Below are 14,357 nucleotides of genomic sequence, written 5' to 3' on the forward strand. Positions count from 1 at the left end.
GGGCGGGCCTCGCGGGGCAGGACGACGGGGCCGGGGCGCGTGGGCGGGGGACGAGGGCAGGGGGTGCTCGTCGTGTCCGTCAACGGTCAGGGATGGGCTGCGGTTCGGTGCGGACGTCGGAGGCAGCAGACGGGACGTCCTGGGTCAGGAGAGAGTCGTGCGGAGCGCGGGCGGGGCGGGGCGGCTCAGGGAGGATTCAGGAAAGAGAGGGTTGCGTCGTTACCGGGTCGTTATATAGTTCAAGTGCGTCGACCGTTTGCTGTGGCGGGAAGCGCGAGAAGTGATTGCAGGACACTCTTGGTGCAAGGGAATGAAGGCCGGCCGCTCGCCTCAGCGGCCGGCCTTCTGTCGTTCCCCCGGCCCCGTTCCTCCGACTCCCCTCCTCTCAGCACCCCGGCGTAGGCTGTACGGCGTCTGGATGTCAGGGAACCGCTTCCTGAGCGCCGAGAAGGAGGACCAGTGGGGTCGAGAGAGGCCGTCGCCGCCTGGGAGTCGCTCTTCCGCGCCCAGGTCCAGGTGATGCGCACCCTGAGCACCGAGTTCCCCTCGCGGGAGATCTCGATGAACGAGTACGACGTGCTCTTCAACCTCACCCGGCAGCCCGGTCGGCGCGCGCGGCTGCGCGACCTGAACCGGCACGTCCTCCTGACGCAGCCCAGCGTCAGCAGGCTGATCGATAGGCTCGCCGCCCGCGGCTGCGTCGAGAAGAGCGAGGATCCGGCGGACGCCCGCGGCACGATCATCGCGATCACCGACGAGGGCTACGCGCTCTTCCGCCGCGTCGCGCTCACCCACATGAGGACCATCTCGGAGCAGGTCGGCGGCGTCCTCGACGAAAACGAGCTGAAGCAGCTGACCGCGCTCTGCGACAAGCTCCGCGACGGCATCGCCTCCTCCTGATCCGTCACCGCTAGCACGGGCCGCAGCGACCGGCCAGGTCTTCGCCGCGGCGCGGGACTCGCGGATCATGGGGGTCACCATGAGTGACACCTCCCCCACCCTCGTCTGGCTCCGCGACGACCTGCGCCTGGCCGACAACCCCGCCCTGCGCGCCGCGATCGACCGTGGCAACCCCGTCGCGGTCTGCTACGTGCTCGACGAGGAGTCGGCGGGCATCCGTCCGCTCGGGGGCGCCTCCCGCTGGTGGCTGCACGGCAGCCTCGCAGCCCTCGCCGCCGACCTGCGCGAGCACGGCGCCCCGCTGATCCTGCGCCGCGGGCCGGCCGAGGCCGTCGTCCTCCAGCTCGCCGAGGAGATCGGCGCCGGAGCCGTGCACTGGAACCGCCGCTACGGGAGGGCCGAGCGCACCGTCGACGCGGCGGTGAAGGAATCGCTCCGCAACGGCGGCCTCGAGGCCGAGAGCCACCAGGGCTCGCTGATGTTCGAGCCGTGGACCGTGCAGACCGGCGCCGGCGGCCCCTACTCCGTCTACACGCCCTTCGCCCGCGCCTGCCGCGCCAAGCCGACGCCGCGCGCGCCGCTCCCCCGCCCCCGCTCGCTCGACGGCGTCACGGGAGACATCGCCTCCGACGCCCTCGACGACTGGGAGCTGCTGCCCACGCGTCCCGACTGGGCGGGAGGGCTGCGCGAGCGCTGGGTCCCCGGCGAGAAGGCGGCGGCCGACCGGCTGCGCGCGTTCCTCGCGGAGCAGCTCGACGACTACGCCGACGGCCGCGACCGGCCGGCGGAGGACGCCACCTCGAACCTCTCCCCGCACCTGAGGTGGGGCGAGATCAGCCCCTTCCAGGTGTGGCACGCCCTCGAGGAGGCGCACGCGAAGGGCCTGCACCGCGGCGACGGCAGCGACCGGTTCCTCTCCGAGGTGCTCTGGCGCGAGTTCTGCTACCACCTGCTGTTCCACTGGCCGGATCTGGCGACCGCGAACTTCGACACCCGGTTCGACTCCTTCCCGTGGGGACGCCCCGGCCAGCAGGCGATCGACGCCTGGCACCAGGGGCGCACCGGCTACCCCCTGGTGGACGCCGGCATGCGCGAGCTCTGGAGCACCGGCTACATGCACAACCGGGTCCGGATGGTGACCGCGTCGTTCCTGATCAAGAACCTGCTGGTCGACTGGCGGGTGGGCGAGGAGTGGTTCTGGGACACCCTGGTGGACGCGGACCCGGCGAGCAACGCCGCGAACTGGCAGTGGGTCGCGGGCTCGGGAGCCGATGCGTCGCCGTTCTTCCGGGTCTTCAACCCGGTCACGCAGTCGAGGAAGTTCGACCCGGCCGGCGAGTACATCCGCCACAACGTGCCGGAGCTCGGCGGAGTCGAGGGCGCCGCCGTGCACGAGCCGTGGACGCTAGGGGACACGCTGACCGGAGGCGCGGACGGCTACCCGGCGCCCCTCGTCGACCTCAAGGAGACGCGGGCGCACGCACTGGACGCCTTCGCGCAGATCAAGAGCGCCCCGCGCGACATCTCGCCGAGGGGCGACGACTGAGCGTCGCCGGCTAGACGCGTCCCGACGGGCCGGTGGAGCGGCCGGACTCGGCGAGCGGGTCCTCCTCCCCGCCCTGATCGCGCAGATCGCGGGCCGGGATGCCGACGAGCACCGCCCCGTCGGGCGCGTCCTTCACCACGACGGCGTTCGCGCCCACGCTGACGTCCGATCCGAGCACGAGCGGGCCCAGGACGACCGCGCCGGCGCCGACGACCACCCGGTCGCCGAGCGTGGGGTGCCGACGCTCGCGCCGGGCCGACCTCCCGCCCAGCGTGACGGAGTGGTAGAGCATGCAGTCGTCGCCGATCCGCGCGGTCTCGCCGATGACGACGCCCATGCCGTGGTCGATGAACAGACGCCGGCCGATGGTCGCACCGGGGTGGATCTCCACTCCGGTCGCCGCGCGCGCCGCCTGGCTGAGCAGCCGGGCGGGCAGGCGGAGGCCCCGCCGCCACCAGGCGTGCGCGACGCGGTGCACCCAGACCGCGTGCACTCCCGGGTAGGAGAGGACGACCTCCACCGCGCTCCGGGCGGCGGGGTCGCGCTCCCGGGCGGTGCGGACGTCCTCGCGGAGCAGGGCGAGGAGCCCGGGACGCTCCGGTCCGGACGGGACGCGGCGCTCCGGCCGACCGTCGCGTCCGGAGCGGGGCGTCCCGCCTCGTCTCGAGGGGCTCAGCTGCGGAGGTCCTCGTACAGGACGGTCGAGATGTACCGCTCGCCGAAGTCGCAGACGATGGCGACGATGGTCTTCCCCGCGTTCTCGGGGCGCTTCGCGACCTCGAGCGCGGCCCACATGATCGAGCCGGAGGAGATGCCGCCGAGGATCCCCTCCTGCGCGGCCATCTCGCGGGCCACCCGCACGGAGTCGTCGAGCGTCACGTCGATGATCTCGTCGTAGACCTCGCGGTCGAGGATCGCGGGGACGAAGTTGGCGCCGATGCCCTGGATCTTGTGCGGCCCGGCGGTGCCCTGGGTGAGGAGCGGGGAGTCGATCGGCTCCACTCCGATGACCTGCACGCCGGGCTTGCGCTCCTTGAGCACCTGGCCGACTCCGGTGATGGTGCCGCCGGTGCCGATGCCGGCCACGAAGACGTCGACCGCGCCGTCGGTGTCCTCCCAGACCTCCTCCGCGGTGGTGCGGCGGTGCACCTCGGGGTTGGCGGCGTTCTCGAACTGGCGGGCGAGGATCGCGCCGGGGGTCTCGTCGACGATCGCGCGGGCGCGCTCGACCGCTCCGCGCATGCCCTCGCTGCCGGGGGTGAGCACGATCTCGGCTCCGTAGGCGCGGAGGAGGACCCGGCGCTCGACGGACATCGTCTCGGGCATCGTGAGGACGACCTTGTAGCCGCGGGCGGCGCCCACCATCGCGAGCGCGATGCCGGTGTTGCCGCTCGTGCCCTCGACGATCGTCCCGCCGGGGTGCAGCTCGCCGGAGGCCTCGGCCGCATCGATGATGGCGACGCCGATGCGGTCCTTCACGCTGTTCGCAGGGTTGTAGAACTCGAGCTTGGCGAGGACCGTCGCCTGGTCGGCGCCCTCCAGCCGGTTGATGCGGACGAGAGGGGTCCTGCCGACGAGCTGGGTCACGTCGTCGTGGATGCGTGCCATGGTGTGCGCTTTCTGCCGGGGCCGGCCGCCCGGGGCCCCGGAGCGGTGGGTGGAACGGGTGCTGCAGCGCCCCTCGGAGCGGCGCTCCCCCCACGATACGGATGCATCGACCCGAGGTCAGCACCCCGGACGCGCCCGCTCCTGCGCATCACCCGCCAGCTCCTCATCTCCACCGGGAGGAGGACGCCCCGCGGGCGCACCCGTCACGTACCATGAAGCCGGGGGATCGCGCGACTGCTCGCGAGGCTTCTCGCCACCCTCCCTCAGATCTCCGCGGCCCGGCGCCGCGTCGAAAGGACGACCGCTCCATGGCACTTCCCACTGCATCCCGCCGCTCCGTCCGGCCGCTCGGGATGTCGCTGCGGGCGGTCATGGGGTTCATCGGGATGAGCGCCGTGGCGGGCGTCCTGATCACCGTCGGCGTCACGCCGGCCCTCGCGCTGACGGGCCTGGCGACGAGCAACACGATCGGCATGTTCCAGAACCTGCCGGGCTACCTCGACGTGGGCCAGCTGATGCAGCGCACCAACGTCTACGCGAGCGACGGGACGACCCTCCTCGCCTCCGTCTACGACCAGAACCGCGTCGAGGTGGGCTGGGACGACGTCGCGCAGTCCGCGAAGGACGCCGCCGTCGCCGGCGAGGACCCGCGCTTCTACGAGCACGGCGGCATCGACCTCCAGGGCACGCTCCGGGCCATCGCCGTCACGCTGACGGGCGACGACCTGCAGGGCGGGTCGTCGATCACGCAGCAGTACGTCAAGAACGTCCTGGTGCAGAAGGCGGAGTCGATCACCGACGAGGCCGCGCGCGACAAGGCCTACCAGGAGGCGACGGACCCGACCCCCGAGCGCAAGCTCAAGGAGATGCGCCTCGCGATCGGCCTCGAGAAGGAGGCGTCGAAGGACGACATCCTGCTCGGCTACCTCAACATCGCCCTCTTCGGGGGCACCGTCTACGGCATCGAGGCCGCGGCGAACTACTACTACGGCATCCCCGCGAGCCAGCTCTCGACCTCGCAGGCGGCCGCGCTGCTGGCGATCGTGAACAACCCGGCGAAGTTCCGCTTCGACAACCCGGGCGACGAGGCGAACGGCGCCGCCAACGGCTACGCCGCCACCAAGGAGCGCCGCGACTACATCCTCTCGGAGGAGCTCAAGCACGGCCGGATCGACCAGGCCGCGCACGACGCCGCCGTCGCCGAGCCGATCACCCCGAACATCACGGAGCCCTCGACCGGCTGCACCACCGCCGGCAACGCCGCGTACTTCTGCGACTACGTGCTGAACGTCCTCCGCAACGACTCCGTCTTCGGGGCGACCGACGACGAGCGCTACCAGCGCATCCGCCAGGGCGGCTTCGACGTCGTGACGACCCTCGACCTCGACATCCAGCAGGTCTCGCAGGCGGCGCTCAACGCCTACATCCCCTCCGTCGACCCGCGCTTCCAGGTCGGCGCGACGGCCGCCTCCGTCGAGGCGAAGACGGGCCGCGTGCTCTCCATGGTGCAGAACACGCAGTACAGCCAGGACGAGCAGTTCCTCGCCGCGAACCCCGGCTACAGCGCGATCAACCTCAACGTCGACCTCAGCATGGGCGGCGGCTCCGGCGTGCAGACCGGATCGACCTACAAGGTGTTCACGCTGGCGCAGTGGCTGAAGGCGGGGCACACCGTCAACGAGTCGTTCGCCTCCCCCACCTCCGGCTTCAGCTCCTACCCCCAGAAGTGCAACGTCGAGGGCGACGGCGGCTACTACGGCAAGTTCTCGCCTCGCAACGACGACCCGTCGGAGGACGCGAGCTCGATGAGCGCGCTCGGCGCGACCACGAACTCGATCAACACCGGCTTCATGGGAATGGCGCAGCAGCTCGACCTCTGCGACATCCGCACCACCGCCGAGTCGTTCGGGATGCACCGCGCCGACGGCCGCGAGCTCGCCAACGGGCCGGCCTCGGTCCTCGGGACGAACGAGATCGCGCCCCTGACGGTGGCCAACGCCTACGCCGGGATCGCGAACGACGGCACGACCTGCTCGGCGATCGTCATCGACCGGATCACCGACAGCGAGGGCAACGCCGTCGCCGCCCCGGCATCGGCGTGCACGCCCTCCGTGTCGCCCGAGGTCGCCCGAGGGATGCAGTACGCGATGCAGCGGGTGATGACCTCCGGAACGGCCTACGCCTCGAACCCCTTCGACGGGATCGAGCACATCGGCAAGACGGGCACCACCGACGAGGCAGCCGACGTGTGGACGGCGGGCGCCAGCAAGGCCGCCTCCCTGGCGGTCTGGGTCGGCAGCATCAACGGCTTCGCCGACAACACCAAGCAGAACCTGCGCTTCATCAGCCTGACGGGCGAAAAGGGGACCATCCGCGCCTCCAACGCCCGGCACGCCATCTGGAAGCCGATCATGACGGCGCTCGACGAGAAGTACGGCGGCGACGACTTCACGGCACCGCCTGCCTCGATGCTCGCGTACTCGCCGCGATCGGCGGCGAACTCCGAGGTCCCCGACGTCACGGGCGAGACGGTCGAGAGCGCCACGGCGATCCTCACCGCCGCCGGTTTCGTCGTCGGGATGCACGAGTCGGTCGACTCCGCGACGATCCCGGAGGGCTCCGTCGTGTCGACGACGCCGAGCGCGGAGGAGACGGCGGTCGCCGGCGGGGTGATCCCCCTCCAGGTGAGCACGGGCAAGGCTCCGGCCAATCCGAACGACATCTCGGACCTGAACGGCGACCTGATCGAGTAGAGACGTCGCCCGTCCCGTGAAGGGGCCGATCCCTCCGGGGGGCGGCCCCTTCTGCTGTCTTGGCGCCGAGCCTGCGCGGGCGCCGTCGCGCCGACTCCGGGCGGACGGGCGTCCGGCGCGGCCGTGGCGCGCCTCGTCGGGGATGTCGCAGGCCTCGCCTAGGGTGCTGGTGCAGCGAGAGGATCCATCCTGAAGCGACCGAACGTCCCCGTCTTCCAGCCCCGTCGAACCGTCCACGGGGCTCTCGGCGCGCTGGTCGGATTCGTGATCGTCAGCGTCCTGGCGGGTCTGCTCGCCTCGCTCGTGGTCGCCCCGGCCGCCGCGCTCACCGGCGCGGCGACCTCCGGCACCATCTCGGCGTTCCAGTCCCTCCCGAGCTACCTCGAGGTCGGGCGCCTGATGCAGAAGAGCGACGTCTACGCGGGCGACCCGGACGATCCGACGCTGCTGGCCTCCTTCTACGACCAGAACCGGATCGAGGTGCCGGCCGACCGGATCGCCGACTCCGTGAAGGACGCGCTCGTCGCGAGCGAGGACCCGCGCTTCTACGACCACGGCGGGATCGACCTGCAGGGCACCCTCCGCGCCATCGCCAGCACCTACCTCCTCGACGGCGACACCCAGGGCGGCTCGTCGATCACGCAGCAGTACGTGAAGAACGTGCTGGTGCAGAAGGCCGAGTCGATCCCGGACGAGGCGGACCGCGACCGCGCGTACGCGGAGGCGACGGCGACCACGGCCGAGCGCAAGCTCAAGGAGATGCGGCTCGCGATCGGGCTCGAGAAGGTGTCCTCGAAGGACGACATCCTGCTCGGCTATCTCAACATCGCCCTGTTCGGAGGCACCGTCTACGGCATCGAGGCCGCGGCGGAGTACTACTACGGCATCCCGGCGGCCGACCTCTCCCTCGCGCAGTCCGCCTCGCTCCTGGCGATCGTGAACAACCCCGAGAAGTTCCGCTTCGACCGGCCGGACGACACGGCCAACGGTGAGGCGAACGGCTACGCGCAGACCCGGGAGCGGCGCGACTACATCCTCGACCGGATGCTCGAGACGGGGAGCATCGACCAGGCCGCGCACGACGCCGCGGCCGCCGAGGCGATCACCCCCGACATCACCCCGCCGTCCACCGGCTGCCAGACGGCCGGCAGCGCGGCCTACTTCTGCGACTACGTGACCCACGTCCTCCGAGACGACCCGGCGCTCGGAGCGACCGACGACGAGCGCTACGCGGCGATCAAGCAGGGCGGGATCAAGGTCTACACGACGATCGATCTCGATCTGCAGAGGACCGCGCAGGAGCTGATGGACGAGCAGGTCCCCTCCTCCGATCCGCGCTTCGACGTCGGGGCGACGGCGGTCGCCGTCCAGAACGGCACCGGGCGCATCCTCACGATGGTGCAGAACAAGCGCTACAGCCAGGACCCGGACGTGATCGCGAGCGGGCCGGAGTTCTCGGCGATCAACCTCAACGTCGACGCGTCCGCGGGCGGCGGCAACGGCTTCCAGACCGGCTCCGCCTACAAGGTGTTCACGCTCGCCGAATGGCTCGACCGCGGGCACACCCTGCTCGAGCAGTTCGACTCGAAGCAGAAGAACTGGACCGGCTTCGCCGACAGCTGCGAGGGCACCTGGGACTACGACTCCTACAACCCCAAGAACGCCGGCGACGGCGGCTACACCGACACCCAGACGGCGCTGTACTCGACGATCTACTCGCTGAACACGGGCTTCACCGGGATGTCGCACCTGCTCGACCAGTGCGAGATCCGCAAGCAGGCCGAGGCCTTCGGAGTGCACCGCGCGGACGGGACCGCGCTCGTGCAGTCGCCGGGAGCGGTCCTCGGCACCAACGAGATCGCACCGCTCACCATGGCGACCGCCTACTCCGGCATCGCCGCGAACGGCACGACCTGCACCCCCGTCGCGATCACGGCGATCGTCGGAGCGGACGGCCGCGAGATAGAGCCGGTGGAGACGACCTGCAGCCGGGCGGTGTCGTCGAGGGTCGCCTCGGCGATGCAGTACACGATGCTCAAGGTGACCGCCGAGGGCACGGGTGTCGAGGACGATCCGAAGAACGGCATCCAGCACATCACCAAGACGGGCACCACCGACAACTCCGCCGACACCTGGGCCATCGGGGCCTCGACCGAGACCTCCCTCGCGGTCTGGGTCGGCAGCATCTCGGCACGCGCGGACGGCTCGAGGGTGAACCTCGACTCGATCGACTTCGACAGCGGCTGGGCGCCCTCGGCACGCCACCGGATCTGGAAGCCGTTGATGACGGCGATCGACTCCCGCTACGGCGGCTCCGACTTCCCGCAGGCCGACCAGTCGCTCATCGCGGCGCCGCAGGTCACCGTGCCGGACCTGTCCGGCCGGACCGGCGACTCCGCCGCACAGGCGCTGACCGCAGCAGGGCTCACTCCCGGAGCGACGTCGCAGGTCGACTCGACGCAGCCGATGAACACCGTGGCCGGCACCGGTCCGGCCGCGGGCACCCGCGTGGACAAGGGATCGGTGGTGGGCGTGCAGCTGAGCACGGGGAAGGCGCCGCCCGCTCCCGCTCCGGGCGGCTGACACCGCTGGACCGGGACGTCGCCGGTCGGCGAGGATCTGCGACGGGAACGGTTCAGGGGGGAACGGGTCAGGGAAGCCGGCTCAGGGCCCGACGGCTCCGGCGGGGAGCAGCCCGAACTCGACGAGCTCGTCGTCGGTGAGCAGTCGGCTGCGGATCATGAAGCGCTTGCCCTCGGGGGCTTCGACGCTGAATCCGCTGCCCCGCCCGTCGACGAGGTCGACGGTGAGGTGGGTGTGCTTCCAGTACTCGAACTGGGAGCGGGACATCCAGAAGTCGATCGGGTCCAGGCCGTCGAGCCGGAGCGACTCGACGAGCACGTCCGAGGCGCCGGTGCGGAACATCCCGGCGGGGAAGCACATCGGGGAGCTGCCGTCGCAGCATCCGCCCGACTGGTGGAACATGAGCGGCCCGTGCAGCGCCGTCATCCGGCGGAGCATGCTTGCCGCCTCCGCAGTGACGTCGACCCTCGTGGAGGTCATGATTGGTGCTCCTTCGCTCGTGGTGCGGAATGTCTGTGTGCGCCCGACCGCTGACGGCGGACGCTCCTCCGGGCGGCGTCTCGATACGCCGCTGCGCGGACTACTCGATCAAAATGAGGGGGCGCCCCCTCGTCCGATGCCTCGCCCGAAGGGCCGAGCACCGTTCTCCCGCGCGCCGCCAGGTGCCTCGCCCGAAGGGCCGAGCACCGTTCTCCCACGCGCCGCCAGGTGCCTCGCCCGCAGGGCCGAGCACCGTCCTTCCACGCGCCGCCAGGTGCCTCGCCCGAAGGGCCGAGCACCGCTCTTCCGCGCGTCGTCAGGTGCCTCGCCCGCAGGGCCGAGCACCGTCCATCCGCGCGCCGTCAGGTGCCTCGCCCGAAGGGCCGAGCACCGAACGGCGGATCCGCGTGCCAGCGGATCCGTCTCGGTGCGAGCGCTCCCCGCTCCTCCCCACCCGGCCACGTCGGCGAGCCGACCGCGGCACGGGCGACGAGGAACGAGGAGCCCGTGCGAACCAGCTCAGAAGAAGCCCATCGGTCCTTCCGCGTAGGAGACGAGGAGGTTCTTCGTCTGCTGGTAGTGGTCGAGCATCACCTTGTGGTTCTCGCGTCCGATGCCCGACTGCTTGTAGCCGCCGAACGCCGCGTGCGCGGGGTACTGGTGGTAGGTGTTCGACCAGACGCGGCCGGCTTCGATGGCCCGGCCGGCGCGGTAGAGCTGGGCGCCGTTGCGGCTCCACACTCCGGCGCCGAGGCCGTAGAGGGTGTCGTTGGCGATGCCGATCGCGTCGTCGAAGTCGTCGAAGGAGGTGAGGGCGAGGACGGGTCCGAAGATCTCCTCCTGGAAGATGCGCATCGAGTTGCGGCCCTCGAACACGGTCGGGTTGACGTAGTAGCCGCCGCTGAGCTCGCCGCCGAGGTCGGCGCGGTCGCCGCCGATGAGCAGCTTCGCTCCCTCCTGCTTGCCGATGTCCATGTAGGAGAGGATCTTCTCGAGCTGGTCGTTCGAGGCCTGGGCGCCGATCATCGTGGCGGTGTCGAGCGGGTTGCCCTGTTTGATCCGCTTGACCCGCTCGAGGCCGTCTCCGACGAAGTCGTCGTAGATCGAGCGCTGCACGAGCGCCCGGGACGGGCAGGTGCAGACCTCGCCCTGGTTGAGGGCGAAGAACGAGAAGCCCTCGAGCGCCTTGTCGTAGAAGGAGTCGCGTTCCGCGGCGACGTCGGCGAAGAACACGTTGGGGCTCTTGCCGCCCAGCTCCAGCGTCACCGGGATGAGGTTCTCGCTGGCGTACTGCATGATCAGGCGGCCGGTGGTCGTCTCGCCGGTGAAGGCGATCTTGCGGATGCGCGGGTGGGAGGCGAGCGGTGCGCCCGCTTCGAACCCGAATCCGTTGACGACGTTGAGCACGCCGGCGGGGATGAGGTCGCCGATCAGGTCGAGCAGCACGTGGATGGACGCCGGCGTCTGCTCGGCCGGCTTCAGCACCACGCAGTTGCCCGCGGCGAGCGCCGGCGCGAGCTTCCACACGGCCATCAGGATCGGGAAGTTCCAGGGGATGATCTGCCCGACCACGCCCAGCGGCTCGTGGAAGTGGTATGCGATCGTGTCGTGGTCGATCTCGGAGACGCCTCCCTCCTGCGCGCGGATCGCTCCGGCGAAGTAGCGGAAGTGGTCGATGGCGAGGGGGATGTCGGCGGCGAGGGTCTCGCGCACGGGCTTGCCGTTCTCCCACGTCTCGGCGACGGCGAGCAGCTCGAGGTTCGCCTCCATGCGGTCGGCGATCTTCAAGAGCATGTTCGAGCGCTCGGCGGGGCTGGTCTTCCCCCAGCTCGCGAACGCCTTCCAGCCCGCCTCGACGGCGCGGTCGACGTCGGCGGCGGTGCCGCGGGCGATCTCGCAGAAGGGCTTCCCGGTGATCGGGGTGATGTTCTCGAAGTACTGGCCGCTCGCGGGGGCGACGTACTCGCCTCCGATGTAGTGGTCGTAGCGCGAGCGGAAGGAGGCGACGGATCCCTCCGTGCCTGGATTCGCGTAGACCGTGGAACCCGGCTCCTGCGGTGCCTGCTCGGCGACCTGGTCGGCGTACAGCGTCATGTGGACCTCCATCGACGTCGTTGTCGTGGGCGCGGGGTGGGCGCCCGATCCTGACGCTACGTCGCGGGGGGTTGCACGACGTTGCACGGGTCGACGCACCGGCGGGAGCGGCGAGGACGGAGACCGGACCGGCCGGGCGGAGACGCGGCCGCCCGAGGAGGAGGGCCCCGCGGCCCGGACCTCAGACGCTCGCGAGCAGGCGCTGGGCGATCCGGCTCATGTAGACGCCGTAGGTCACCGTGGCCGCTGCGGCTCCCGCGCCGACCCAGGACCACACCTGCGGCCAGGCGGAGCCGTCGACGAGGACCACGACGACTCCGATCGCTCCGACCAGCGTCGTCCAGGTGGCGAGCCAGAGGTCGATGGTCCGGCCGAAGATCCTCGCCATCGGGTAGAAGTGCAGGCCCACGATCACGGCGATGGCCGGCACGAGGAACCGGTCGAGCCCGGTGCCGGTGAGGACGCCCACCGCGACACCGATCAGCACGCCCTCCGCGGCGAAGACCGCCCCGAACAGCAGACCGTTCGGCTTCGCCGCGCGGTCGGCGTCGGTGAGCTCCACCGCCATCCTCCGCCGGGCGACGAGGAGGCGGACGGCCTGCACGGCGAAGACCACGGCCGCGAGCGCGCAGACGGTCACGGCGGTCGTCGCCGCCGGTGCAGGCCAGCCGACCGTGGTGTCGCTCGCCCACCACATCGTGAAGACCGCCATCAGGAGCAGGCCCCCCGCGACTCCGCTCGCGAGGGCCCGGGGAGGTGGTGCGAGGGTGCTCATGCGTCGAGGCTAGCGAGACGGCTCCGCGGCCGGACGCTCCGGCGGGAGTCCCGGGAGCGGACGGGACGGCTCAGCGCTGCTCCGCCTCGATCGTCTCGAGGTGCGCGGCGACACCGGCACGCCGCGGCGAGCGGGGCGGGAGGACGCGCAGGAGCTCCCGCCACACCTCCGCGTCGTCGCGGCCGTCCGGGCCCTCCGCCCAGGCGAGGAGGGTCGCGGGCGCCGCATCGGCGAGGACGCTCGCCCGCACCCGCAGGCGCAGCTCGCCGGCGATCGCCCGGATCCCCGGCGCCTCGGACGAGGGCAGCGGCGCGCCCCGGTAGGCGTCCAGGGCGAGGCGGTGGGAGCCGCGGTCGAGCAGGCCCAGCACCTGGCGGGCGTCGAGGTCGACCGGGCTCGCCAGGCGGTAGGGGCGCGAGAGGGGTACCAGGCGCGGGAGGGTCGGCTCGAGCGCGCGGCGCAGCCGCACCATCTCGGCGCGGACGGTGACCACCGCGTCGTCCCGGCCGTGGAGCAGGAGGGCGAGCTGCTCGGCCGAGAGCCCGGCCCGGTGCCAGGCGAGCAGGGTCAGGATCTCGGCGTGCCGGCTGCTGAGCTCGAGCGTCGCTCCGGCGGCCGTCACCAGGCCCGTCTCGCGCCCGAGGACCCGCAGGCTCGGCGCCCGGGCCGCCGCCGTGCTCCGTGCAGCGGGCCGCCGCGGGCGGAGGAGCCGCTGCACCATCAGCTCGCTCTCGACGGCGGCGGCGGTCGCCTCCATCAGCGGGAGGGTCTGCGGGGCGACGACGTCGGCGCCGCCGGTGATGTCGATCACGCCGAGGATCTCGTGCGTCTCGGGGTCGTGCACGGGGACGGCGGTGCAGCTCCACGGGTGCACGAGCGAGGCGAAGTGCTCGGCGCCGTGGATCTGCACGCCGTGGTCGAGCACGAGGGCCGTCCCCGGCGCGGACGTCCCGACGTCGGGCTCGGCCCACGCGGCACCCTCGACGAACGACATCCCCTCGGCGAGGCTCTTGAGGTGCTGGTCCCCGTCGATCCAGAGCAGCCGCCCGAGCGCGTCGCCCACCGCGACCAGCACGCCGCTGTCCTCGTCGGCGTCGCGCACCAGCAGGCGGCGGATCACCGGGAGGACCGAGGCGAGCGGATGCCCGGTGCGGTACTCGCGGAGGTCGTCGCCCGAGAACGAGAGCGGTGCCGTCAGCCGGTCCGGATCGAGGCGCCGCCGCCGTGCGCGCTCCCACGACTCCTCGACCAGCGCGCGCCGCCGACCGCTGCCAGGGCGGGCCAGCCACGGGTTGGTCATGCGCTTCGCCTCGTCGTCGGGTCGGTGGGAGACGACGCTACTCCGCGGAGCGCGGCGGCGCCTCTCTGCCTCCGACGCTAATCCGGAAACCTAGGGCCGTCGCACCTCCCAAGCGATAGACTTTTCGACGCAATGCCCATGACCGCACGCCTGGTGAAGTTCGGTACTCGAGGGGTTGAACGGGAATTACCGCCGAACACTTCAAGCCGCAGACCCCCGGGCATCGTCCAAGAGCCGCATAAAACCACCCACCGTTACCGCGTCGCCCAGGCAATGTCGAAGTTCTCAGGAGCGTCTTGCCTATCGAGCGGCAACCCG

10 protein-coding genes are annotated in these 14,357 nt (G+C 71.4%); 4 read left to right on the plus strand and 6 right to left on the minus strand.

What is annotated here, in order from left to right; translation table 11 throughout:
- The first annotated feature begins 519 nt into the window (after window positions 1-519).
- Together C5C63_RS11795 and C5C63_RS11800 are read left to right on the plus strand one after the other, a co-directional pair.
- Window positions 520-900: a MarR family winged helix-turn-helix transcriptional regulator gene (locus C5C63_RS11795; RefSeq protein ID WP_104224206.1), complete on the plus strand. Its 381-nt coding sequence runs from the start codon at window positions 520-522 to the stop codon at window positions 898-900.
- A 79-nt stretch (window positions 901-979) separates the two neighbouring features.
- Window positions 980-2,446 carry a deoxyribodipyrimidine photo-lyase gene (locus tag C5C63_RS11800; protein WP_104326123.1) on the plus strand — a complete coding sequence of 489 codons (1,467 nt, stop codon included), beginning with the start codon at window positions 980-982 and terminating at the stop codon, window positions 2,444-2,446.
- A gap of 10 nt (window positions 2,447-2,456) precedes the next feature.
- Here C5C63_RS11800 and epsC read toward each other — a convergent pair whose 3' ends face one another.
- Together epsC and cysK are read right to left on the minus strand one after the other, a co-directional pair.
- A complete protein-coding gene (gene epsC, locus C5C63_RS11805; protein WP_104326124.1) occupies window positions 2,457-3,023 on the minus strand; it encodes a serine O-acetyltransferase EpsC in 567 nt (188 codons plus the stop codon).
- Between the two features lie 95 nt (window positions 3,024-3,118).
- Window positions 3,119-4,054, minus strand: a complete 936-nt coding sequence (gene cysK, locus C5C63_RS11810; RefSeq protein ID WP_104326097.1) for a cysteine synthase A — start codon at window positions 4,052-4,054, stop codon at window positions 3,119-3,121.
- 308 nt (window positions 4,055-4,362) lie between these two features.
- Here cysK and C5C63_RS11815 point away from each other — a divergent pair, with 308 nt between their 5' ends.
- Window positions 4,363-6,807 carry a penicillin-binding protein gene (locus C5C63_RS11815; RefSeq protein ID WP_159939720.1) on the plus strand — a complete coding sequence of 815 codons (2,445 nt, stop codon included), beginning with the start codon at window positions 4,363-4,365 and terminating at the stop codon, window positions 6,805-6,807.
- A 264-nt stretch (window positions 6,808-7,071) separates the two neighbouring features.
- Window positions 7,072-9,390, plus strand: a complete 2,319-nt coding sequence (locus C5C63_RS11820) for a transglycosylase domain-containing protein (RefSeq protein WP_104233436.1) — start codon at window positions 7,072-7,074, stop codon at window positions 9,388-9,390.
- A gap of 81 nt (window positions 9,391-9,471) precedes the next feature.
- On the opposite strand, the gene C5C63_RS11825 is transcribed toward C5C63_RS11820, so the two are convergent.
- The 4 genes from C5C63_RS11825 to C5C63_RS11840 all read right to left on the minus strand — a co-directional run bounded on the left by C5C63_RS11825 (window position 9,472) and on the right by C5C63_RS11840 (window position 14,039).
- Window positions 9,472-9,870: a DUF779 domain-containing protein gene (locus tag C5C63_RS11825; RefSeq protein WP_104233437.1), complete on the minus strand. Its 399-nt coding sequence runs from the start codon at window positions 9,868-9,870 to the stop codon at window positions 9,472-9,474.
- A gap of 519 nt (window positions 9,871-10,389) precedes the next feature.
- Window positions 10,390-11,964: an aldehyde dehydrogenase family protein gene (locus tag C5C63_RS11830; protein WP_104233506.1), complete on the minus strand. Its 1,575-nt coding sequence runs from the start codon at window positions 11,962-11,964 to the stop codon at window positions 10,390-10,392.
- 181 nt (window positions 11,965-12,145) lie between these two features.
- Window positions 12,146-12,739 carry a hypothetical protein gene (locus tag C5C63_RS11835; RefSeq protein ID WP_104326098.1) on the minus strand — a complete coding sequence of 198 codons (594 nt, stop codon included), beginning with the start codon at window positions 12,737-12,739 and terminating at the stop codon, window positions 12,146-12,148.
- A gap of 70 nt (window positions 12,740-12,809) precedes the next feature.
- Entirely contained in the window at window positions 12,810-14,039 is a 1,230-nt protein-coding gene (locus tag C5C63_RS11840; RefSeq protein ID WP_104233439.1) for a GAF domain-containing protein, read from the minus strand.
- Window positions 14,040-14,357: the final 318 nt, after the last annotated feature.

The sequence above is a fragment of the Rathayibacter sp. AY1B8 genome, assembly GCF_002932775.1.
Taxonomy (GTDB): Bacteria; Actinomycetota; Actinomycetes; order Actinomycetales; family Microbacteriaceae; genus Rathayibacter.